Annotated in this window: 18 protein-coding genes and 1 pseudogene; 12 read left to right on the top strand and 7 right to left on the bottom strand. The window is 65.1% G+C overall.

Annotated elements, in window-relative coordinates; translation table 11 throughout:
* Positions 1–123: 123 nt before the first annotated feature.
* From NS334_RS17830 to uvrA, 3 genes are read right to left on the bottom strand one after another with little or no spacing between them, the layout of a single operon-like run.
* Positions 124–771, bottom strand: coding sequence for a DUF4276 family protein (locus NS334_RS17830; RefSeq protein WP_083500512.1), 648 nt, complete (start codon positions 769–771; stop codon positions 124–126).
* Complete coding sequence (locus NS334_RS17825; RefSeq protein ID WP_083500511.1) at positions 771–2,048, bottom strand: AAA family ATPase; 1,278 nt, start codon at positions 2,046–2,048, stop codon at positions 771–773. The genes NS334_RS17830 and NS334_RS17825 overlap by 1 nt, the downstream gene beginning before the upstream one ends.
* 46 nt (positions 2,049–2,094) lie before the next feature.
* Positions 2,095–5,007 (bottom strand): excinuclease ABC subunit UvrA, encoded by a 2,913-nt coding sequence (uvrA, locus tag NS334_RS14810; RefSeq protein ID WP_058756731.1) that lies wholly within the window; start codon positions 5,005–5,007, stop codon positions 2,095–2,097.
* A 153-nt stretch (positions 5,008–5,160) separates the two neighbouring features.
* On the opposite strand from uvrA, the gene NS334_RS14805 reads away from it, so the two are divergent.
* The 7 genes from NS334_RS14805 to tal all read left to right on the top strand — a co-directional run bounded on the left by NS334_RS14805 (position 5,161) and on the right by tal (position 12,869).
* Positions 5,161–5,508, top strand: coding sequence for a hypothetical protein (locus NS334_RS14805; protein WP_058756730.1), 348 nt, complete (start codon positions 5,161–5,163; stop codon positions 5,506–5,508).
* A 164-nt stretch (positions 5,509–5,672) separates the two neighbouring features.
* Complete coding sequence (locus NS334_RS14800; protein WP_058756729.1) at positions 5,673–6,473, top strand: PEPxxWA-CTERM sorting domain-containing protein; 801 nt, start codon at positions 5,673–5,675, stop codon at positions 6,471–6,473.
* 300 nt (positions 6,474–6,773) lie between these two features.
* Positions 6,774–7,550, top strand: a complete 777-nt coding sequence (locus NS334_RS14795; protein ID WP_083500510.1) for a PEPxxWA-CTERM sorting domain-containing protein — start codon at positions 6,774–6,776, stop codon at positions 7,548–7,550.
* Positions 7,551–7,666: 116 nt separating this feature from the next.
* Positions 7,667–8,509, top strand: a complete 843-nt coding sequence (locus tag NS334_RS14790) for a sterol desaturase family protein (RefSeq protein WP_206542664.1) — start codon at positions 7,667–7,669, stop codon at positions 8,507–8,509.
* Between the two features lie 336 nt (positions 8,510–8,845).
* Entirely contained in the window at positions 8,846–9,517 is a 672-nt protein-coding gene (gene rpiA / locus NS334_RS14785; RefSeq protein ID WP_058756726.1) for a ribose-5-phosphate isomerase RpiA, read from the top strand.
* A 69-nt stretch (positions 9,518–9,586) separates the two neighbouring features.
* Positions 9,587–11,653 (top strand): transketolase, encoded by a 2,067-nt coding sequence (tkt, locus tag NS334_RS14780; protein ID WP_058756725.1) that lies wholly within the window; start codon positions 9,587–9,589, stop codon positions 11,651–11,653.
* Between the two features lie 106 nt (positions 11,654–11,759).
* Positions 11,760–12,869, top strand: coding sequence for a transaldolase (tal, locus tag NS334_RS14775; protein ID WP_058756724.1), 1,110 nt, complete (start codon positions 11,760–11,762; stop codon positions 12,867–12,869).
* A 250-nt stretch (positions 12,870–13,119) separates the two neighbouring features.
* Here tal and NS334_RS14770 read toward each other — a convergent pair whose 3' ends face one another.
* The 3 genes from NS334_RS14770 to NS334_RS14760 form a co-directional block, all read right to left on the bottom strand.
* Positions 13,120–13,509 carry an acyl-CoA thioesterase gene (locus NS334_RS14770; RefSeq protein WP_193753116.1) on the bottom strand — a complete coding sequence of 130 codons (390 nt, stop codon included), beginning with the start codon at positions 13,507–13,509 and terminating at the stop codon, positions 13,120–13,122.
* Entirely contained in the window at positions 13,506–14,066 is a 561-nt protein-coding gene (locus NS334_RS14765; protein WP_058756722.1) for a DedA family protein, read from the bottom strand. Before NS334_RS14765 ends, NS334_RS14770 begins: the two co-directional genes overlap by 4 nt.
* A gap of 259 nt (positions 14,067–14,325) precedes the next feature.
* Entirely contained in the window at positions 14,326–16,422 is a 2,097-nt protein-coding gene (locus tag NS334_RS14760; RefSeq protein WP_058756721.1) for a S9 family peptidase, read from the bottom strand.
* 63 nt (positions 16,423–16,485) lie between these two features.
* Between NS334_RS14760 and gluQRS the strand changes: the two genes are divergently transcribed.
* The 5 genes from gluQRS to egtD are packed head-to-tail and all read left to right on the top strand — an operon-like array spanning position 16,486 to position 20,408.
* A complete protein-coding gene (gene gluQRS / locus NS334_RS14755; protein ID WP_058756720.1) occupies positions 16,486–17,331 on the top strand; it encodes a tRNA glutamyl-Q(34) synthetase GluQRS in 846 nt (281 codons plus the stop codon).
* Positions 17,328–17,555, top strand: a complete 228-nt coding sequence (locus tag NS334_RS14750) for a twin transmembrane helix small protein (protein WP_058756719.1) — start codon at positions 17,328–17,330, stop codon at positions 17,553–17,555. Before gluQRS ends, NS334_RS14750 begins: the two co-directional genes overlap by 4 nt.
* The gene (locus tag NS334_RS14745) at positions 17,555–18,112 is read left to right on the top strand and encodes a cob(I)yrinic acid a,c-diamide adenosyltransferase (RefSeq protein ID WP_058756718.1); all 558 of its coding nucleotides are present in this window, start codon (positions 17,555–17,557) and stop codon (positions 18,110–18,112) included. Before NS334_RS14750 ends, NS334_RS14745 begins: the two co-directional genes overlap by 1 nt.
* 54 nt (positions 18,113–18,166) lie before the next feature.
* Positions 18,167–19,426, top strand: a complete 1,260-nt coding sequence (gene egtB, locus NS334_RS14740; RefSeq protein ID WP_058756717.1) for an ergothioneine biosynthesis protein EgtB — start codon at positions 18,167–18,169, stop codon at positions 19,424–19,426.
* Between the two features lie 4 nt (positions 19,427–19,430).
* On the top strand, positions 19,431–20,408 hold the full coding sequence (egtD, locus tag NS334_RS14735) for an L-histidine N(alpha)-methyltransferase (RefSeq protein ID WP_058756716.1): 978 nt from the start codon (positions 19,431–19,433) through the stop codon (positions 20,406–20,408).
* Positions 20,409–20,673: 265 nt separating this feature from the next.
* On the opposite strand, the pseudogene NS334_RS18710 reads toward egtD, so the two are convergent.
* A pseudogene (locus tag NS334_RS18710) lies at positions 20,674–20,883 on the bottom strand (DUF1176 domain-containing protein); the annotation flags it as partial.

Here is a 20,883-nt window from a genome sequence, read left to right as displayed (position 1 = left end):
GGTGATGCCTTCCATCGGGGTCATGACGGTCATTTTGGGTGCGCCTCCTGCGGTAAGGGTGCGGGAGGGTGGCGGATGTTGGAGGGTGTAGGACAGGGCGTCAGTGTGTCATTATAAACTGAGTTAACTTGCTTGGCCTGCGATCCGTCTCACGCCATCTCGAAATTTGCAGAAACTAGGTGAATTGTTTCTATCTACGTCCATATGCGGAGTGATATTTTTGGCCCATTCTGCCTTTAGTTTGCCTGAGGCAGGCCAGCCTTCGGCTTTTATACGAGATGATCCGCCCGGCGTGATAGCATCTGCCAGCTTTTCCCAAGTGCCGCAAATTTCGTCTTGGTTATAGTTATTGAGAACCGACTGTTTAACCAGCCGATAGGCAGCGCCAATAGCTTGCCGATCTCCTAAATACCAAGCTTCCATTTCCTCAATCGCAATCCGAAACAACACAGATAATGCCGGGCAATGAACGTGAGTAATGCTAATTAGCTCTGCTAGAAACTCTCTGCAGTTTCGATCGTCGTTATCAACAATCACGACCACCGCATCAACGTACGGCGTTTTGCCATACCCAGCTAGTAGCCTAGGTAATTGGTCCAAGATTATCCTCTTCGAGGGGTCGGCCTTGCCCTTCAAGTTTGTCGGTAATCTTCCTATCCCCTTATAGCTGTGAATCCTCCAGGAAGTGGATTGATCGGTGATTATGCGGGGAAGTATATCTTCTAGAAAGATCTTCCCTGAGGAATCCTCAACTAGAAACTCGATGTGCATTATTGTACATCCAGATAGTCGCTGTACCAGAGGCTTCCGAGGGGAATGCCTTCATGTATCATGTTTTCGATAAGCGGGTCGTCAGAGGCTCTTCTTACAGTTGAAAAGCCGTCTTTTGCGCGCTCCATTATCCAAACTTCATCTGGTCGAAGTGCGTCCACTAGATAAGGCTGGTGAGTGGTCAAGAATATTTGTGAGCCGCCGCCTTTCATTCGCGCGTGCGAACGAAATTCCGCCGCTAATGTCTCAAGCAGCTTGTGATATAGTCCGTTCTCGGGCTCTTCGATACAAAGGAACGGCGGGGGTGTGGGGTCTTCAAGCAATAGGAGGTAAGCAAAAACTTTTAGTGTGCCGTCTGACATCTGTTGAGCAAAAAAGGGATCATTAAATCCTTTATCGTTGAATCTAAGCAGCAATCTGCCATCTTCCGTTTTATGGGTGTCAATTGCTGATATCCCCGGAATTTTTTCTGCTATTGCAGTTAAAATTTCTTTGAATTTATTTGGATGTTCGCGCTCCATAAACTGGACAACATTTCCGAGATTGTCGCCATGAACATTCAGATGTCTTTGCGGACCTGCTAGCGGTAAACTTCGTGCGGCATCGGGTGTAAAATAACTTAAATGCCAACCCTCAATGAAACGCCGAAAAGCCGAAATTCTTGGATGCTGGCGAAGGGATCCGAGGGTTGCAATTCCGAGCCTTCTTGGATCATCCATTTCGACAATTTCGGTGTCTGAAGACTCCTCTTCAGATCCAGTGATTATACTGTCTAAATCAAGCGCTTGTTCTGCTTCGAGGCTAATTCCAAAGGAGTCACCTCTCCAGGCTAGGCCTTTTCCATCATTAAGAATGAGAAAGGAAAAAGGCCATCCACGGGACTGATTTGCACGTCGTTGGCGCAGTCTCTCAGATTTTACAAATGGTCTACCTGAATTATCTATATCAAAAGAAACTTCGTAAGTAATCGGTCGAGATCGATCGTTTTCACGATAATAAATAGAGAATTCAATTGGATCGCATATACCTTGCGATCTTATCCGGGAAAAACCGCCCCTGTTATGTTGGTCGCAAGCCTCTTCCACGCCGAGTCTAAGGCAGTCGGACAAGAAGCCAAAGGCATCAAAAAGAGTACTTTTCCCTACCCCATTCCGACCGATGACTGCCGTCAGTGGCGTAAGGGCGACAGAATGTTCGCGTTGGCTGAACAATTGTCCAAGCGTGACATCTCTTAGGCTACGGAAATTCCGAACCCTGAAGCCGAGAATGCTGGCCATCTTTCCACCTAAAATCCAGATGACCTGCTACGGGAATGCGTACGGCCTAAGGCCTGCTATATTTGCCAATTGGACGCGACGTCGTCAACAACGACGCCAGATACCGCCCCGTGAAGCTCCTCGGCTCCTTCGCCACATCCTCCGGCGTGCCGGTGGCGACGATCTCGCCGCCCTTCACGCCGCCTTCCGGTCCGAGGTCGACGATCCAGTCGGCGGTCTTGATGACGTCGAGATTGTGTTCGATCACCACCACGGTGTTGCCCTGTTCGACGAGCGCGTGGAGGACTTCGAGCAGTTTGCGGACGTCCTCGAAATGCAGGCCGGTGGTCGGTTCGTCGAGGATGTAGAGCGTGTTGCCGGTGGCGCGGCGGCTGAGTTCCTTGGCGAGCTTCACGCGCTGCGCCTCGCCGCCCGACAGCGTGGTCGCCTGTTGCCCGACCTTGACGTAGCCGAGGCCAACCTCGACCAGCATCGCCATCTTGTCGCGGATCGGCGGCACGTTGGCGAAGAAGGACGCGGCATCCTCGACGGTCATGTCGAGCACGTCGGCGATGCTGTGGCCCTTGTGCTTCACCTCCAGCGTCTCGCGATTGTAGCGCGCGCCGTGGCAGACGTCGCAGGTGACATAGACGTCGGGGAGGAAGTGCATCTCGATCTTGAGCACGCCGTCGCCCTGGCACGCCTCGCACCGCCCGCCCTTGACGTTGAAGCTGAAGCGACCGGGCTTGTAGCCGCGCGCCTGTGATTCCGGCAGCCCGGCGAACCAGTCGCGGATCTGCGTGAAGGCGCCGGTATAGGTGGCGGGGTTGGAGCGCGGGGTGCGGCCGATCGGCGACTGGTCGATGTCGATGACCTTGTCGAGGTGCTGGAGCCCGGTGATCTTGTCGTGCTTGCCCGCCAGGATGCGCGCGCCGTTGAGCGTGCGCGCGGCGGCGGCATAGAGCGTGTCGATCGTGAAGCTCGACTTGCCCGAACCCGACACGCCGGTGATGCAGGTGAAGGTGCCGAGCGGGATCGACGCGGTGACGCCGGTCAGGTTGTTGGCGGTGGCATTGTGGACGGTCAGCTTCTTGCCCGAGCCCTTGCGGCGCTTGGCCGGGACCGCGACTTCGCGCGTGCCATTCAGATAGTCGGCGGTGATCGAGGTCTTCGATTTCAGGAGCTGCTTGAGCGTGCCCTGCGCCACGATCTGTCCGCCGTGGACGCCCGCGCCCGGCCCCATGTCGATGACGTAATCGGCCATGCGGATCGCATCCTCGTCATGTTCGACGACGATGACGGTGTTGCCGAGATCGCGCAGGCGGCGCAGCGTGGCGAGCAGCATGTCGTTGTCGCGCTGGTGCAGGCCGATCGAGGGTTCGTCGAGGACGTAGAGGACGCCCGACAGCCCGCTGCCGATCTGCGACGCGAGGCGGATGCGCTGGCTCTCGCCGCCCGACAGCGTGCCGGACGTGCGGTCGAGGTTGAGATAGTCGAGGCCGACGTTGTTGAGGAAGCCGAGCCGCTCGACGATCTCCTTCAGGATGCGCTCGGCGATGGCGCGCTGCTGATCGCCGAGGTGGTCGGGCAGGTCGGTGAAGAAGGCGAGCGCGTCGACCACGCTCATGCGGGTCGCGTGGCTGATGTCCTCGCCGGCGATCTTGACCGCCAGCGCCTCGGGCTTGAGGCGCGCGCCCTTGCAGACCTCGCACGGTTGGCTGGATTGGTATTTGGCCAGTTCCTCGCGCATCCACGCACTCTCGGTCTGGAGCAGGCGGCGGTTGAGGTTGCCGACGACGCCCTCGAACGGCTTCTTGACGTCGTAGCTCTTCTTGCCGTCGATGAAGGTGAGCGTGACCGCCTTGCCCTCGGTCCCGTAGAGGATCTTGTCGGCGACCTCGGGGTGCAGGTCGCGCCACGGCGTGTCGAGCGAGAAGTCGAATTCGCGCGCGAGGCTGGCCATGACCTGCATGTAATAGGGCGAGGGCGGGTTGGATTTCGCCCAAGGGACGACCGCGCCCTTCTTGATCGACAGTTCGTGGTTGGGGACGATCAGATCCTCGTCGAACACCAGCTTCTCGCCCAGGCCGTCGCAGGCGGGGCAGGCGCCCTGCGGCGCGTTGAAGGAGAACAGGCGCGGTTCGATCTCGGCGATGGTGAAGCCGCTGACCGGGCAGGCGAACTTTTCGGAGAAGACGATGCGGCCCGGGGGGGCGTGGTCGCCCAGCACGACGCTTTCGGGGGTGCGCGGCTCCACGGGATCGGCGGGGTCGATATAGGCGAGGCCGTCGGCGAGCTTCAGCGCGGTCTCGAAACTGTCGGCGAGGCGGGTGGCGGCGTTCTCGTTCACCGCGAGGCGATCGACGACGACCTCGATGTCGTGCTTGTACTTCTTGTCGAGCGCGGGGGCTTCGTCGATCTCGTGGATCGTGCCGTCGATGCGGACGCGGGTGAAGCCCGCCTTCTGCCACTCGGCCAGTTCCTTGCGATACTCGCCCTTGCGGCCGCGCACGACGGGCGCGAGCAGGTAGAGCCGCGTCCCTTCCGGCAGCGCCATCACGCGATCGACCATCTGGCTGACGGTCTGCGCGGCGATCGGCAGGCCGGTGACGGGCGAATAGGGCACCCCGACCCGCGCCCAGAGCAGGCGCATATAGTCGTAGATCTCGGTGACGGTCGCCACGGTCGAGCGCGGGTTGCGGCTGGTCGTCTTCTGCTCGATCGAGATCGCGGGGCTAAGCCCCTCGATATGGTCGACGTCGGGCTTCTGCATCAGTTCCAGGAACTGGCGGGCATAGGCCGAGAGGGACTCGACGTAGCGGCGCTGCCCCTCGGCATAGATGGTGTCGAACGCCAGCGACGATTTGCCCGACCCCGACAGGCCGGTGATGACGGTCAGCGTATCGCGCGGGATATCGACGCTCACGTCCTTGAGGTTGTGCTCGCGCGCGCCGCGGACGGAGATCGTCGTCAATGCCATGGGGATGTATGTTCCATATTTGTTCGGCGGCGTCCAGCCCGTGCCCGGCGATGTGGGACCGGCGGGAAGCGCCGACAAGACGTTTCGCGCGCGGTGTGGTTGCGGCGCGGCACTGGTGTCTTATATCACTGCCACAGTCATGGGAGCATCGCGATGGGCAAGAAGAAGAAGGGCAAGCTGCCCCGGCACGTGCTGGGCGTGAAGGTGCCCAAGGAACTGCGCAAGGCCGGCGAGCGGCTGATCGAACAGGCGCAGGCGCCGGCCGGGCGGCAGGCGATCGCCGGGGCATTGACCGCGGTGGCGGGCGCGGCGGTCAGCGCGGCGCTGTCGCACAAGGCGCAGCGCATGGCCGCCGAGTCGGTCGCTGCGGGGCACGCTCCGGAAGAAAAGTCGAAGGTTCGGTCGGGCGATGCTGTCGATGCGCAAAGTGTTAACGCGGTTTTAACTGCGTTGTCGGCGCTTATTTCCAAAACGACGACAAAGACCAGGGATCAGAAATAGCATGACGTGTGTCAGTTGAGGACATTAACTACTCAAACGGCTGTATTTCCGTCGTTGAGGATGATGTGGCTTCTGCGAACATTGCGTTGACGGCGGAAGTGAGTGAACAGTATCCGAAATCCCGAAGGCACGGCATGGCGCTGATGTCGAAAGGGGATACAGTCATGAAGAAGTATCTGTTGGCCGCCGCCGCCGTGATGCTCGTTTCGGGGACGGCTTCGGCGCAGAGCGTCAATATGGTCAAGAACGGCCAGTTCGAAACCAGCACCGTCAACGGCAATCGCCAGTTCACCAACGAAGTCGCCAACTGGACCAACGCCGCCACCAACGGCTGGACCGGCTACGGCTACAATTTCCTGATCCAGAACGACAACCCGGACGGCACCGGTTTCACGTCGCTCCGGGGCAATCACGACTATCTGTACGGCACCTACGGCAGCGCGGCGAATACGAGCACGGGCGCGGCCGGCACCTTCGTCAACAATTACTCGGCGACCGGCTTCAACGGCGGCGTCGGCATGGGCAATTACGTCCTGATGGACGGCGACACCAACTTCCACGGCGCGCTGAGCCAGCAGGTCACCGGCCTGACGGTCGGTCAGCTTTATTCGGTCACGTTCGACTGGGCCGGGGCGAGCTGGTTCACCATTCCGGGCCAGACGACCCAGCGTTTCGACGTCTCGCTGGACGGCGTCACCAAGTCGACCGACACGCTGACCACCGCGCCCAAAGGCTTCTCCGGCTGGCAGAAGGGGTCGTTGCAGTTCACCGCGACCAGCACCAGTCAGAAGCTGTCGTTCCTCGCGCAGGGCACCCCGAACGGCCTGCCGCCGTCGCTGCTGCTCGACAACGTCCAGATGGCCGCGGTGCCGGAGCCGGCGACCTGGCTGACGATGATCCTGGGCTTCGGCGTGGTCGGTGCCGCGATGCGCCGCCGCAAGGTGGCGCGCCCGCAGCTCGTCTGATCCTCGACGCTCATCGAGCGTTCTTCCCGGCGGCGGCGCGTTTTCGGACGCGCCGCCGTTTTGGCGTGCGCCGCGCGTCGCCTTGCCCGGACCCCCGGCCGATCGGTGGCGCGGCGGGCGCGATCATCGGCCATGCCGCGTCGGCACGAATATGTGCCAAAATCGGACAGTCTCTCGTTAAGCGATTGAAACGGCTAAGATGGAACAAAATCGCTTCGTGTTGACCGTGAGCTTTCCGAAGCATTAAGCGCAGCAACAGAGGCACCGGCGAGGCGTCGTTGCCATTTGGGGGAAGCAGAGATGAAGAAGTACCTGCTGGCAGCTGCTGCCATGGTAATGGTTTCGGGTGCCGCGTCGGCGCAGAGCGTCAATCTCGTCAAGAACGGCGGCTTCGAGAGCACTTCGCTGACCGAATCGCATCAGTTCAAGGACAATCAGGTTACCGACTGGACCAATGCCGCGACCAACGGTTACACCGGCTATGGCTATAACTTCCTGCTGAAGCCGAATACCGCCGACACCACCGGCTTCAAGTCGCTGGCCGGCAACCTCGACTATCTGTACGGTCCGGGAGCGGGCGCCGCGGCGGCGAACTTCGCCGACAACGGTTTCACTGGCACCAGCCCCGCTGGCGGCAACTTCCTGCTCGCGGACGGCGACACGAACTTCCATGGCGCGGTCAGCCAGGTCATTTCGGGTCTGACCGTCGGCCAGCTCTATTCGGTGACCTTCGACTGGGCGGGTGCTTCGTGGTACACCTATGCCGGTAACACCACCGAGCGTTGGGACGTCAGCCTGGGCGGCACGACGAAGTCGACCGACACCGTGAAGCTCGGGCCGAAGGGCTTCTCGGGCTGGCAGAAGGGCTCGCTGCAGTTCACCGCGACCGGCGCCAGCCAGACGCTGTCGTTCCTGGCGCAGGGCACCCCGAACGGCCTGCCGCCGTCGCTGCTGCTCGACAACGTCCAGATGGCCGCGGTGCCGGAGCCGGCGACCTGGCTGACGATGATCCTGGGCTTCGGCGTGGTCGGTGCCGCGATGCGCCGCCGCAAGGTGGCACGCCCGCAGCTGGTATGATCCGTCACCTGCTGACGATGTGAATGATGGCGGCGGCGGGCTTTCGAGCGCGCCGCCGCTTCATCGTTTCTTGACGGGGTACGGCGCAGAAGCGGTGCGGTGATGGGGATGCGGCGATGACGCTTTCGGGCATGGCGATCGATGTGGCGCGGTTGAGCGTGTGGCTGGTGCTGCTCGCGCTGCTGTTCGTGCCGCTGGAATGGCTGTTCTCGTTGCGCGAGCGGCGCGGCCAGTGGCGGTTCGTCGATCTGGCCTATTACTTCCTCAACAGCCTGCTGCCCGGCGTGATCATCGCGCCGGTCATGGCCACCGTCGCGGTGCTGGCGCAGCGGGTGACGCCCGGCGCCTATCTGGCGTGGATCGCCGCGCTGCCGTTCGCGGCGAAGCTGGTCGCCGGGCTGCTGATCGCCGAGATCGGCTCCTATTGGGCGCACCGCTGGTGCCATGAGGTGCCGTTCCTGTGGCGGTTCCACGCGGTCCATCATTCGGTCGAGCATCTCGATTGGTTGGCCAATACGCGCGCGCACCCGCTGGACATCGTGTTCGTGCGGCTGTGCGGGCTGGTGCCGCTCTACATGCTGGGGCTGGCCAGCACGCAGGCGACGGGCGCCGATGCGATGATCCCGGTCTATGTGACGCTGGTGGGGACGGTGTGGTCGTTCCTGGTCCATGCCAACGTCCGGTGGCGGTTCGGGTGGCTGGAGCAGGTGGCGGCGACGCCGGCCTTCCATCACTGGCACCATACCAACGGCGCCGAGGGGCGCGACCGCAACTATTCGGCGATGTTCCCGTGGGTGGACCGGATGTTCGGGACGCTGCACCTGCCTAAGGATCAATGGCCGCCGGTGTACGGGATCGACAAGCCGATCCGGGGCGGGATGGCGGCGGAACTGCTGCATCCGTTCCGGGATGAGGCGCCGGAGGTGGTGGAGGCGCGGCCAGTGCGGTCGGGGGAATAGGTTTCGGATGTTCGTGGCGGGGCGTGGATTTTTGGTTCACGCCGAGGCGCGGAAGCACGCCAAGGGAATGCGGGTGAGGCGTTTCCTGCCATAGATCTCGGGCACGTTGTCACCCCAGCTTTTGCTGAGGGCGTTTTTTAGGATGCGTCGCCAGACAATTCAAATATCCCGGTTTTCGCCGGGACGACGGCCTGCGGCGCGGGCGCATCGCGGCGGGCGGGGCGTGGGTGCCGCGCGGGCTCTCTGCACCTCCACGTCCCCGCGTGAACCTCCCATTCTCGCGCATCGTGCAACGATCGGGCAGGGTCGCGCGCTCTCTCCACGCGGAGGCGGACGATGCAGGACGACGACAAGCGGCTGGCGGCGGAAGCGGCGGTCGCCGAGGTGCAGGATGGGATGCTGGTCGGGCTGGGCACCGGATCGACGGTGCGGTTCGCGATCGAGGCGCTCGGGCGGCGGGCGGCGGAGGGGCTGGGGATCATGGCGGTCGCGACCAGCATCGACAGCGCCGCGAAGGCCGCGGCGGCGGGGATCGCGGTGCGCAATTTCGCCGATGTGGCACAGGTGGATCTGACGATCGACGGCGCGGACGAGATCGACGCGCGATTGTGGGCGATCAAGGGCGCGGGCGGGGCGATGCTGCGCGAGAAAGTGGTCGCGGCGGCCTCGACGCGGATGGTGGTGATCGCCGATGCCACGAAACGCGTCGATGCGATCGGCGCGGCGGCGCTGCCGGTCGAGGTGCTGCCGTTCGCGCGCGAATTCGTGACCGCCCGCCTTTCCCGGCTGGGCGCGCGGGTGGCGCGGCGTGCCGGGCTGACCGACAACGGCAATATCATCCTGGACGCGCGGTTCGCCGTCTTTCCCGATGCCGACACGCTGGCGGTGGCGATCGACGAGATCCCCGGCGCGCTGGGGCACGGGCTGTTCCTGACCGAGGTCGACGCGGCCTATATCGCGCATGACGGTATCGTTACGCGGCTGGAACGCGACGGAGCGACGGGGTAAGGGGGCCGGGACTCGGCAACCGGCATGATGCCGGTGCGTTCGTTCGCTGACTCCCGACATGAGGCTTGCATGACCGACACCGCCACGACCTCCGCGATCCACGAGGACGGCAGCCCGGAGCGGCTGCAGATCGATACGATCCGTACCCTGTCGATGGATGCGGTGCAGAAGGCCAATTCGGGCCACCCCGGCACGCCGATGGCGCTGGCGCCGGTCGGCTGGACGATCTGGACGCAATTCCTCCGTTACGACCCCGCCCATCCCGACTGGCCGAACCGCGACCGTTTCGTGCTGTCGGTCGGGCATGCGTCGATGCTGCTGTACTCGCTGCTGTATCTGGCGGGGGTCGAGGAGATCGACGCGAAGGGGCAGAAGAGCGGGCAGCCGGCGGTGTCGCTGGAGGATATCAAGCAGTTCCGTCAGCTGTCGTCGAAGACGCCGGGGCATCCCGAATATCGCCACACCACCGGCGTCGAGACCACGACCGGGCCGCTGGGCACCGGCTGCGGCAATTCGGTGGGCATGGCGATCGCCGAGCGCTGGCTGGCGGCGCGCTACAACCGGCCGGGCTTCGCGCTGTTCGACCATGACGTCTACACGGTGTGCGGCGACGGCGACATGATGGAAGGCGTCAGCGCCGAGGCGGCGTCGCTGGCCGGGCATCTGAAGCTCAGCAACCTGTGCTGGATCTACGACAGCAACCAGATTTCGATCGAGGGCGACACCGCGCTGGCGTTCGACGAGGATGTCGGCAAGCGGTTCCAGGCCTATGGCTGGAACGTGTTGCATGTCGACGATGCCAATGATGTCAACGCGTTGAAGGATGCGCTTCAGGCGTTCCGTGACGAGCAGGAGCGTCCGACGCTGATCGTCGTCCACTCGATCATCGGCTGGGGTTCTCCTCGCGCCGGCAGCGAGAAGGCGCATGGCGAGCCGCTGGGGGCGGAGAATATCGCCAAGACCAAGGAAGCCTATGGCTGGCCGAACGAGGACTTCCACGTGCCCGAGGGGGTGCAGGAGGGGTTCAGCAGGTCGGTCAAGGAACGCGGCGGCAAGGCGCGCGACGAATGGGTCGCGCTGTTCGAGAAGTATCGCGGTGAACATGCTGATCTGGCGGCGGAACTCGATCTGCTGCTGAAGGATGAGCTGCCGGCGGGCTGGGACAGCGAGATCCCGGTGTTCGAGGCCGACGCGAAGGGCGTGGCGAGCCGCGACGCGGGCGGCAAGGTGCTGAACGCGATCGTCAAGAAGGTGCCGTGGCTGCTTGGCGGGTCGGCGGACCTCGCGCCGTCGACCAAGACCGACATCAAGGGCGCGCCCTCGTTCGAGGCGGACAATTACGGCGGCACCAACTTCCACTTCGGCGTGCGCGAGCATGGCATGGCGGCGGTGGTGAACGGCATGGCGCTGTCGCACCTGCGTGCCTATGGCTCCACCTTCCTGGTGTTCCTGGATTACATGCGCGCCCCGGTGCGGCTGTCGGCGATCATGGAGATCGGCGCGGTGTGGGTGTTCACCCACGATTCGATCGGCGTCGGCGAGGACGGCCCGACCCACCAGCCGATCGAGCATCTGGCGACGCTGCGCGCGATCCCCGGCCTCGACACGATCCGACCCGGTGACGCCAACGAGGTCGCGGCGGCGTGGCGCGCGGTGATGCAGGATGCCGGCACCCCGACGGCGCTGATCCTGTCGCGACAGGCGCTGCCGACGCTCGACCGGACCAAGTACGCCAGCGCGGATGGCGTCGCGAAGGGCGGCTATGTGCTGGCCGACAGCGACGGCACGCCGGACGTGATCCTGATCGCGACCGGATCGGAAGTGTCGCTGGCGGTGCAGGCGTATGAGCAGCTGAAGGGCGAGGGCGTGAAGGCGCGGGTCGTGTCGATGCCGAGCTGGTATCGCTACGAATTGCAGGACGCGGCGTACAAGGAAAGCGTGCTGCCCAAGGCGGTCAAGGCGCGCGTCGCGATCGAGATGGCGGGGTCGCTGGGCTGGGATCGCTATGTCGGGTATGAGGGGCGGCAGATCACGATGTCGACCTTCGGTGCGTCGGCGCCGCTCGCCAAGCTGCAGGACAAGTTCGGCTTCACGGTGGATAATGTCGTGAAGGTGGCGAAGGAAGTGATGGCCTGACCGTCATGCCGGGCTTGTCCCGGCATCCACCGCGCCAATATCATGAACGGCGGGCTTGCGGACGGGTGGACCCCGGAACAAGTCCGGGGTGACGAAGGAGTGTGACGTGAGCAAGCTACAGGACCTCAGCAACGCCGGGACGGCGGTGTGGCTGGATTTCGTCGACCGCAAGTTCCTGGAACAGGGTGGCTTGCAGAAGCTGGTCGACGAGGACGGGCTGACCGGCGTCACATCCAACCCGACGATCTTCGAAAAGGCGATGGGCGCGGGCGATGCCTATGACGCCGGCTTTGCCGAGTTCGACAAGGCGAATTCCGGTGCCGAGCCGATGGCGCGGTACGAGGCGCAGGCGGTGAAGGATATCCAGGCGGCGTGCGACACGCTGCGCCCGGTCTATGACCGGCTGGACGCCAAGGACGGCTATGTCAGCCTGGAAGTCTCGCCGTATCTGGCGCTGAAGGGGCCGGAAACCGCCGAAGAGGCCGAGCGGCTGTGGCGGGCGGTCGATCGCCCGAACCTGATGATCAAGATCCCCGGCACCGACGACGGCGTGCGCGCGATCCGCGACACGATCGCCAAGGGCATCAACGTCAATGTGACGCTGCTGTTCGGGGTCGAGGCGTACAAGAAGGTCGCGATGGCCTATGTCGAGGGGCTGGAGGAGCGCGTCGAGAAGGGCCTGCCCATAGAGCGGATCGCGAGCGTGGCGAGCTTCTTCATCAGCCGCATCGACAGCAAGATCGACGATGCGATCGACGCCGGTAAGGGCGGTGACGAGGCCAAGCCGCTGAAGGGCAAGGTGGCGATCGCCAACGCCCAGCTGGCCTATGCCTGGTATCAGGAGTTCATCGCGTCGGACCGCTGGCAGAAGCTGGCCGCGAAGGGCGCACAGCCGCAGCGGCTGCTGTGGGCGTCGACGGGGACGAAGAACCCGGATTATCCCGATACCTTGTATGTCGACGAGCTGATCGGGCCAGAGACGGTCAATACGATGCCGCCGAAGACCATGGATGCGTTCCGCGACCACGGCACCGTCGCGCAGACGCTGACCAAGGATGTCGACGCGGCGCGGCACGTGATCGACGAACAGGCGCGGCTGGGGCTGGACCTGGACGGCGTGACGAAGACGCTGGTCGATGAGGGCGTCGCGAGCTTCTCCAAGTCGTTCGACGACCTGTTGAAGGTGATTTCGGAAAAGCAGCCGGCAAACGCCTGAGATCGTTTGACGGTGCCAGATGCGGGGTGGGGGCCGGCGACGGCCTCCGCCTTTCCTGATGGCTGTTGCGCCGGGTCGCCCTGGATTGCTTCGCTGCGTTCGCAATGACGGCGTGGAGGTGATGAGGGCTGGCGGGACGATGCGCTTGAGGGGCGCTCGCGCGTGCCCTTCGAGACAAGGCGTCGATAAGCTCAGCCTCTCCTCAGGGCAAGCGCGGGGTGGGCACGGAAGGGGCGGCGACGGAGGCGCGCTATTCCAGAAATGGTGCCGCGAACTCCGGCCTGATCCGCAACAGGCGACCGGTGTGCCGGTCCAGCAGCGCCCAGGTCGTCACGCCTTCCACGCGGACCTTGCCGTCGGTCCCGAGGAAGCGGAAATGGCGGTCGAAGCGCGCGCCGCGCGGTTCGCCCGGGATCCAGGTCTCGCCGGTCACGGTCTCCCCCTCCACGACATTGCCGCGATAGTCGATCTCGTGCCTAGTCACGACCCAGACATGCGCGGCCTGCTGCTCCGGCGGCGCGACCGCTTCCCAGTGCGACACCGACAGATCCTGTATCCAGCGTACCCACACGGCATTGTTGACGTGGCCGAGCTCATCGATGTCGGCGGGCAGGGCGGTGAAGTCGCGGGTGAAGGTCATGTCCGCGCCTTGTACCACCGCCATCCCCCGAACGCGATTCCCGCGACCAGCAATGCGCCGACCAGCCACCAAAGATGGCGATCGTGCGTGACGCGGCCCACCAGCGCCTCGAACCCGTGGCCGAACAGATAGCCGATGGTGGTGAAGAGCGCGCCCCACACCACCGCCGACGCGCCGTTGACCGCGACGAACAGGCGTGGCGAGACGTTGGTGGAGCCGATCGCGATCGGGCTGACGGTGCGCAGTCCGTAGAGGAAGCGGAAGACGAAGATGAAGCCGATCGGGTAGCGCTCGAACGTGGCGATCGCGCGCGCGAAGGCGGGTCTGGCGCGCGCGGCGGCGACCCGGCGATGGTCGCGGAAGTGCCGGCCGGCGTAGAACCACGCCTGATCGGCGGCGAAGGAGCCGAGCGCGGCGACGAGCATCGCGAGCGGATAGGAGAGCAGCCCCTTGTGCGCGAGGATGCCGCCCGCGACGACGGCGGCTTCGCCCTCCAGCGCGGCGCCCGCGAACAGCGCGGCAAGGCCGTAGCGCGCGACGATCGCCTCGATCGTCATGCGTGATGGGCTCTTGGTCTTGCGATCCCGCTGCCCGTGCCCCTCACCCCGGCGGAGGCCGGGGCCCAGTGGCGGCACGATCCCGATGGCGCGTATCGTCCCCGGCATACGGTAGAAAAGAAGGTCGGTTCACGCGGAGGCGCGGAGACGCGAAGTTGGTGCGCTCTCGTCCGGCGATATCCCTTCATCGCCGTCGTGAGTGAAGGAGAGTGCGTGACACTTGTCACGCACCGGTGCTGGGCTGGCGTTGGAGTGGCCGTCACCCCTCCACGCCCAATTGCCACAGGACGAAGGCGTGTTCTTCCGCGCCTTCGCGCAGGCTTTCGAACCGACCGGACTTGCCGCCATGGCCCGCGCCCATGTTGGTCTTGAGCAGCAGGATGTTGTCGTCGGTCTTGGTCGCACGCAGTCTGGCGGCCCATTTGGCCGGTTCCCAATAGGTGACGCGCGGATCGTTGAGGCCGCCGGAGATGAACAGCGGCGGGTAATTCTGCGCCTTTACATTGTCGTAGGGCGAATAGCTGCGGATCAGGTCGAAGGCCTTCGGATCCTCGATCGGGTTGCCCCATTCGGGCCATTCGCCCGGCGTCAGCGGCAGCGTCTCGTCGAGCATCGTGTTGAGGACGTCGACGAACGGTACGTCGGCGATCACCGCGCCCCAGAGCTGCGGATCGGAATTGACGACCGCGCCCATCAGCTCGCCGCCCGCCGAGCGGCCGGCGATGGCGATGCGCCCCGCGCTGGTCCAGCCTTGTTCGACCAATGCCTTCGCAACGTCCACGAAGTCATTGAATGTATTGGTGCGCTTCTCCAGCTTGCCGTCGTGATACCATTGCTGCCCGAGGTCGTCGCCGCCGCGAATATGCGCAATGGCATAGGCGAAGCCGCGATCGAGCAGGCTGAGCCGGCCGGTCGAGAATCCCGGCGGGATCGCGTGGCCATAGGCACCGTAGGAATAGAGGAACAGCGGGCGCGAGCCGTCGCGCGGGAAGTCGTGGGGATAGACGATCGAGACGGGCACTTCCGTACCGTCGCGGGCGGTGATCGTCAGCCGCTGCGTCGCATATCGGGTCGCGTCATAGCCGCAGGGGATCTCCTGCACCTTGAGCGTGGTCAGTTCGCCGGTCGCGACATCATAATCGTAGACGGTGCCGGGCGTTACCATCGACTCATAGCCGAGCCGAAGAACCGTCTGATCATATTCGGGATTGTCGCCGAGGCCTGCGGCGTAGCTCGCCTCCGGGAAGGCGATGCGGCGGGGCGGCGTGGCGGCATCGTAGGAATGGAGCTCGATCTGGTCGAGCCCGTCCTCGCGCCCTTCGACGATGAAGAAGTCGCGGAAACATTCGACGCCGGTCATATAGAAGTGAGGGCTGGGCGCGATCCGCTCCGTCCATTCGCCGGGCGACGCGATCGGCGCAGTGACCAGCCGCCACATCGGATCGGTATCGTTGGTGTGGATGAAGAGCGTGTCGCCGTGGGTATCCACGTCATACTCGCGGCCGTCCCGACGCGGGGCGATCAGGATCGGCTCGGCAAAGGGATCGTCGGCGGGGTAGAGGCGGATCTCGCTGGTGTCGTGGCTGCTGGCGACCAGCGCGATCCATTTGCGGTCGCTGGTCTGGCTGACGCCGACCGAGAAGACGGGGTCTTCCTCGTAATAAAGCGTGACGTCGTCGGTACTGGCGGTGCCGAGCCGATGGAACTTGATCGTGCGCGTGCGCCACTGGTCGTCGGTCAGCCCGTAGAGGATGCCGCTGCCGTCGCTGGTGAAGACGATGTTGCCGATCGTCCCCTCGATGGAGGTATCGCCCCACTTGCCGGCGGCGGAGGCGATCTCCTCGGTCGCATCGGCCGCGCCGTTCAGGCTCTTGAAGCGGATCGTGTAGCGCTCCGATCCGTCGTCGTCGGTCGAATAGGCGAGCAGCGTGCCGTCCTCGCTGATCGACAGCGCCCCGAGCCGGAAATATTCCTTGCCCTCGGCCAGCGCCGGTTCGTCGAGCAGCAGTTCGTCGGAGCCGCCCGCGACCGGCCGCCGCCACCATTTGCGATACTGGCCGCCGGTTTCGTAGGCGGTCCAGTAGAGATGGTCGCCGTCCTTTTGCGGGACGCTGCTTTCGTCCTCCTTGATGCGCGCCTTCATCTCTTCGTAGAGGCGATCGACCAGCGGCTGGTGCGCGGCCATCCGCGCCTCGAAATAGGCGTTCTCTTCATTCAGATAGGCCAGCACGTCCTTGTCGGTGACGTCGGGGTAGTCGGGGTCGCGCAGCCAGGCATAGGGGTCTTCGATCGTGTGGCCGTGCATCGTGAACCGGTGCGGGCGGGTGGCGGCGACGGGGGGCTTCATCTCGGTCATAGGCGCTTCCTAACGCGCGATATCGGCTTTCGTCACCCTCTTGTCCGCGCGTAGAGGGAGGGCATGACCGTCATCACCCGCTTCGCGCCGTCGCCGACCGGGCGGCTGCACATGGGGCATGCCTTCTCCGCGATTTGCGCGCATGACCATGCGCGGGCGCGGGGCGGGCGCTTCCTGCTGCGGATCGAGGATATCGACGGCACGCGCAGCCGGCCCGAGCATGTCGCGACGATCGTCGATGATCTGCGCTGGCTGGGGCTGGCATGGGACGGGGAGGTGGTGTTCCAGTCGGCGCGGCTGGATCGGTATGCGGCGGCGCTGGCACGGTTGCGGGCGATGGGGCTGCTGTATCGGTGTTACTGCACGCGCGCGGAGATCGCCGGGGCGTTGAGTGCGCCGCACGGGGCGGTGCCGGTCTATCCGGGGACGTGCCGCGGGGCGCCGACGCGCGATGCGCCGCATTGCTGGCGGCTCGACATTGCCGCGGCGGTGGCGCGGGCCGGCGACCTGTCGTGGACCGATCACGGGAGGGTCGTCGCGAACGCCGCGCTGGCGCAGGGCGACGTGGTGCTGGCGCGCAAGGATGCGCCGGCCAGCTATCATCTGGCGGTGACGGTCGACGACGCCGCGCAGGGGGTGACGGATGTCGTGCGCGGCCGCGACCTGTTCACCGCGACGCATGTGCACCGGGTGTTGCAGGCGCTGCTGGAACTGCCGGTGCCGCGCTGGTGGCATCACGACCTGCTGACGGGTGCGGACGGCGAGCGGCTGGCGAAGCGCCACGGCGCGCCGACGCTGGCGGCGATGCGCGCGGCGGGGGAGGACGGGCTGGCGGTGGCGGCGCGGTTGCGCGCCGGCGTGGGGGAGGCATTGCCGTTTGATGACGGGCGTCCTAGCTTCGCGTCATGAACACGCTCCTCGTCATCCTGCTGGTCGCGGCGATGATCGCCACGGTGGTCGCGCTGGTGCGCGGCATCGTCTCCTTCCTCCAGAGCGCCTCCGCCGACGTGCATGGTGACGGGCCCAGCGCGGCGCAGCTGAAGTCCAACCGGATGATGCAGATGCGCATCTTCTATCAGGCGCTGGCGATCCTGATCGTCGTGGTGATCCTGTTCGCGGCGGGGCGCACCTGATGGTCCGGCTGAACCGTATCTATACCCGCACCGGCGATACCGGCACGACGGGGCTGTCGGACGGCAGCCGCATCGCGAAGACCGATGTGCGGATGCAGGCGATCGGCGATGTCGACGAGGCGAACAGCGCGATCGGGGTGGCGATCGCGGGCCTGTCCGACGCGGCGCTGATCGAGCAACTGACGCGGGTGCAGAACGATCTGTTCGACCTGGGCGCGGATCTGGCGACGCCGGGCGACGATTACGAACCGGGCGAGATGACACTGCGGATCGTGCCGGCGCAGGTCGCCCGGCTGGAGGCGGAGATCGACGCGCTGAACGCGAACGTGCCGCCGCTGACCAGCTTCGTGCTGCCCGGCGGGGCGGCGGCGGCGCTGCACCTGGCGCGTGCGATCGTGCGGCGTGCGGAACGCGCGGCGGTGGCGCTGGCGCCGCATGCCAACCCGCAGGCGCTGATCTACCTCAACCGCCTGTCGGATTTTCTTTTTGTCGCGTGCCGCCACGTGAACCTTAACGCAGGTGGGGACGTTCTGTGGGTCGCAGGGGCAAACCGATAAAATAGGACAGTCCCGTGCACGCCCGATCCCCCGGGTAGCTGCAGGAGGACGATCATGGACGCCCGACCCCGGTACGACGCCGGGACTTCAACGCTGGCCGACCGCTATGCGCGCGTGCGGCGGCTGAGCGAGGCGCTGGTCGCCCCATTGTCCGATGCGGACGCCACCGTCCAGTCGATGGACGATGCCTCCCCGGCGAAATGGCATCTGGCGCATACGACGTGGTTCTTCGAAACGTTCGTGCTGCGCGATCATGCGCCGGGATACCGGCTGCACGACGAACGCTTTCCCTTCCTGTTCAACAGCTATTACGAGGCGGAGGGGCGGCGGCACGCGCGCGGGCGGCGCGGGATGATCACGCGCCCGACGCTGGAAGACGTGCTGGCCTATCGCGCCGCCGTCGATGCCGCGCTGCTGACGGTGATCGACGACCTGCCCGAGGCCGCGCGCGAACTGGTGGCGCTGGGGTGCCATCACGAGGAGCAGCATCAGGAACTGCTCGTCACCGACATGCTCCACCTGTTCTCCGAAAATCCGCTGGAGCCGGCGATCTGGGCGCCGGAGCGCAAGCAGCCGGTCGCGATGCCGGGGCCGGTCGGCTGGATCGAGAGCGCCGAGCGCGTGGTCGAGACCGGCCACGATGGCCACGGGTTCGCATTCGATTGCGAGGGACCGCGCCACCGCGCGCTGATCCCCGCGCACGCGCTTGCCGACCGGACCGTGACCAACGGCGAGTGGACCGCGTTCATCGCCGATGGCGGATACCGCGATGCGCGATTGTGGCTGTCCGACGGCTGGGCGTGGGTCCAGCGCGAGGGGATCGGCGCGCCGCTATACTGGGAAGCGCGTGACGGCCTCTGGTCGCGGTTCGGACTGGACGGGCGGCGGCCGATCGATCCGGCTGCGCCGGTGACGCATATCAGCTTCTACGAGGCGGATGCCTATGCGACCTGGGCGGGCGCGCGTCTGCCGACCGAGTTCGAGTGGGAGGCCGGCGCCGCAGGGCATGACGCGGGGGGCGGCAATCAGCTGGACACCGCCGGCGCGGTCGAACCGCGCCCGTCACCGGGCGGGCCGGCGTTCTTCGGCGACGTATGGGAATGGACCGGATCGGCGTACCGCCCCTATCCAGGCTTCCGCCCGGTCGAGGGCGCGGTCGGCGAGTATAACGGCAAGTTCATGAACGGGCAGTTCGTGCTGCGCGGTGGCAGCTGCGCGACGCCGCGCGGCCATGCGCGCGCCAGCTACCGCAATTTCTTCTACCCGCACCAGCGCTGGCAATTCACCGGCGTGCGACTGGCAAAGGACGTGTGACGCGATGCTGAAACCCGAAGCCGAGGACGGCCAGATGACGCTGGCAGACCCGCAGTTCCGCGCCGACGTGCTCGCCGGGCTGGAGCGCCGGCCGCGCGCGATTCCGGCGCGCTGGTTCTACGATCATCGCGGATCGCAATTGTTCGAGCAGATCACCGACCTGCCCGAATATTATCCGACCCGCACCGAGACCGCGCTGCTGCACGAGCTTTGCCCGGAGCTATGCGCGCTGGTGGGCGAGGGGCGCGCGGTCGTCGAGTTCGGATCCGGATCGTCGACCAAGACGCCGGTGCTGTTGCGCTGCGTCGCGCCGTCGGCCTATGTGCCGATCGACATTTCGGGCGAGTTCCTGCGCCAGTCGGCCAGCGACCTGTCGCAGGCGTTTCCCGGCCTGCCGGTAATGCCGTTCGAGGGCGACTTCACCCGGCCGCTGAACCTGCCGGCCGCGATCGCGGAGACGCCGAAGCTGGGGTTCTTTCCGGGATCGACGATCGGCAACCTGATCCCGCACGCCGCGATCGACCTGCTGCGCGCGATGCGGGCGTCGCTGGGGCTGGGCGCGATGCTGCTGATCGGGATGGACCGGATCAAGGATCCGGCGGTGCTGGTCCCCGCCTACGACGATGCGCAGGGCGTGACGGCGGCGTTCAACCGCAACCTGCTGGAGCGGATCAACCGCGAGCTGGACGGGACGATCCCGGTCGATGCCTTCGTTCACAAGGCGGTATGGAATGACGATCGCGCGCGGATCGAGATGCATCTCGCGGCGACGCGCGACGTGGCGTTCACGGTCGACGGGCGCGACTTCGCGATCGCGGCGGGCGAGACGATCCATACCGAGAACAGCCATAAATATGGCGCGCGCGACGCCCGCATCCTGCTGCGTGCGGGCGGGTGGACGCCCGTGAAGGAGTGGACCGATGCCGAGGGACGGTTCGCGGTGATCCTGGCGGAGGCGCAGGCGGAGCGGCCCGCGCCGTAACGGCGAAGGGTGCGTTACGCCGGCGCAGGGCGGCATCCATGGTGCGGCATGCGCCCAAGCCGTCGATCGTGCGGAGCGGTGGACCCCGGCCTGCGCCGGGGTGACGAGGGGAGCAGACGCCCTTGCCGTTCCGGCGAATGCCGGAACAGCTTGTCCGGTCCACCGCGCTGGGCTCCTGCGTTCGCAGGAGCACGTCAGGACCGTTCGCGGAGGTCTTGCCTGCGCGACAAGGACGGTAGGATCAATGTTTTCGTCGGCACCCTGTCTATCGCACGGTGACGGCCGCGCGGCGCGTCGTTACCTCGCGGGTGCTGCGGCGGCATTCGGTGACGATGCGCTCTTCGGCGAGGCGGAAGGTGGTGCCGTCCCACACATAGTCGCGGCGCGTGCCGCAATCGGAACCGGTATTCGCGGGCAGCAGGACAGCGACACGGCGGCGGGCGGGAGCCCAGTCGCTGTCTCTTATACACCTTCT

The organism is Sphingomonas endophytica, from assembly GCF_001476895.1.
Classification (GTDB): domain Bacteria; phylum Pseudomonadota; class Alphaproteobacteria; order Sphingomonadales; family Sphingomonadaceae; genus Sphingomonas; species Sphingomonas endophytica_A.
This window is presented reverse-complemented; position numbering and strand designations above follow the sequence as displayed.